Source organism: Sphingomonas sp. NFX23 (genome assembly GCF_049887795.1).
Lineage (GTDB): Bacteria > Pseudomonadota > Alphaproteobacteria > Sphingomonadales > Sphingomonadaceae > Sphingomonas.
The window spans coordinates 1-1,919 of the sequence record NZ_JAGEKH010000016.1 but is presented as its reverse complement, the minus strand read 5'-3'; the positions used below and the strand labels follow the sequence as shown (position 1 = coordinate 1,919).

The 1,919-nt window shown below is 56.4% G+C and carries 1 protein-coding gene; it reads left to right on the top strand.

The annotated features are described in order from the left end of the window. The first annotated feature begins 1,478 nt into the window (after positions 1-1,478). The gene (locus J4O76_RS23315) at positions 1,479-1,796 is read left to right on the top strand and encodes a hypothetical protein (protein WP_426284547.1); all 318 of its coding nucleotides are present in this window, start codon (positions 1,479-1,481) and stop codon (positions 1,794-1,796) included. Positions 1,797-1,919 lie beyond the last annotated feature (123 nt).

Here is a 1,919-nt window from a genome sequence, read left to right as displayed (position 1 = left end):
CTCCGGCGCTGAACACCGGAGAGAACCTCGCCATCGTTGTAACGCCTGGTCGTACCGTCAGTCATATGCCTCACTCTTATCTAAGAGCGGGGCCCTGTCAGGTCATTTAGGGGGCCACCTCACGTGCTGTCGGCGTACACTTATCTACCGCCCAAATAGCGGCAGCCTTGTTTACACAGATTTATACCGATTGCGGTGGCGGAACAGGTCGCCTGCGAAACCTAACGGCCCGCCTCAAACGTCCGGGAGGTCGCGAGGCGAGCCGGCCAGTCACTTTCCGGGCACCTGGCTGCACACAAACGCCGAAGCGGCCGTGAGGTTCACTGATAACGACCCGCCTCAAACGCCGTGTGCAACGTGAGGCGGGCCGGCCAAGGCCGGAGGACGACCCTAGCGAGCCGATTATGGGAGCGCTCGAAACGCCTAGCAAGTGACCAGCAGTGGCCAGCCTATCCGGAAAACTGCTGAGAAAAACGGATAGGATGGCCACCTCGATAGCTCGTCTTACGAGCCTCGCAGTGGATTCGCTGTTAACGCAATCACAACGCGGACCGTTAGGTACGCAATCCTGTCCAGTTAAGATGCATGGGATGGGGAAAATAGCATTAGAGCCGGCGACCGCCTGCGCGTCCTGTGTAGCGGCTGGCATCCGAACACACTCTCGCGTCAAAACGTCTGCTGTTCGGGACGAAGACTGAGGTTAAGGGCATCGAGGCGACGCTTGCGGCGTTCGCTATGCAGGCCTCGCCTTTGGTGTACATGGCGTCGGTATTTCGACGTCGGTTCCGTGAAACCGCTAAACGCATCTAGGCGATCCCATAAGTCGAAGGCGGCCAAGGCAAAGCGTATGGCAAATCTTGAGGATGCTGGCAGATGGCTTAACTACCGCGAACGATTGCCACTCGTGACGGTCTGAAAAAGCGAGCTTCGAGATGACGGATCGGACAGCCAGAACGTGACCGACCATTATCGCATCGTGCGCCAGCACCGTCTGTTGCACACCTCGCCCTACTTGTACGCCACCGATTGTAAAAATGACAGCTGCTTTGGTATAAACCTACCGTCGTAGAAATGCGTTTCATTCGCCAGTTAGAACGCTTTACTGAGGCTATTTTGTGCATACCCTGATTGTCAGCGTTGTTATTATCTGGGGTGTGTCCCTTGCGATCTTCATTCTCGGGGTTGGCGCCTCCGTGCTAAGCCGAAGGGTCGCAATTTGGTTTATGGGAAACCACTGAAGGGGCTTAAACCCACTTTAGATCGTCCAAACTCTGGCAACCTGGCACCATTCTTTGACGTCGATAGGGTCGCCAAGCAATTTACGCGTCACATCAAATCGTGTAACCTGTTACGTTATTACACCGATATGCAGCAAGAGGTACGGCAACGAACCTTACGGTTGGCGCCATGTCGATTACCATAGACGGCGCGGCTTAATGGCTACGCCTAGCCCTATTCCCAAGACTATCTACTCAACTATGCGTTCCATCCGCAGCCAGCGCGTCAACCAGCGTTCAAATCACCTGCGCTCTACCAACAAGGAGATACTGCGGCAGCACTTAGCTGCCGGTAGTAGCATTGGGGTTAGCCGGCTTGTCGTCGTCGTCGATCGGTCCGCTGTAATCGATATTCGACTGCCCACCATGGGCCATAAAACCGGTATTGCCGGGGTCACCTTCAACTTGGCCTTTGTCTTTAAAGGCACCACCGCCGCTCTCACCGCCGCCCGACCGTCCCGTCTCGACGTTCCCCGCAAGGTGGGGCTTGCCCTCGTCAGGAACCGCCTGCATCGGTGAGGTGGCCCCCTAAATGACCTGACAGGGCCCCGCTCTTAGATAAGAGTGAGGCATATGACTGACGGTACGACCAGGCGTTACAACGATGGCGAGGTTCTCTCCGGTGTTCAGCGCCGGAGGCGG

Excerpts from the sequence above, each read along its gene's own strand:
- J4O76_RS23315 (WP_426284547.1), top strand. The coding sequence starts at position 1,479 with ATGCGTTCCATCCGCAGCCAGCGCGTCAACCAGCGTTCAAATCACCTG.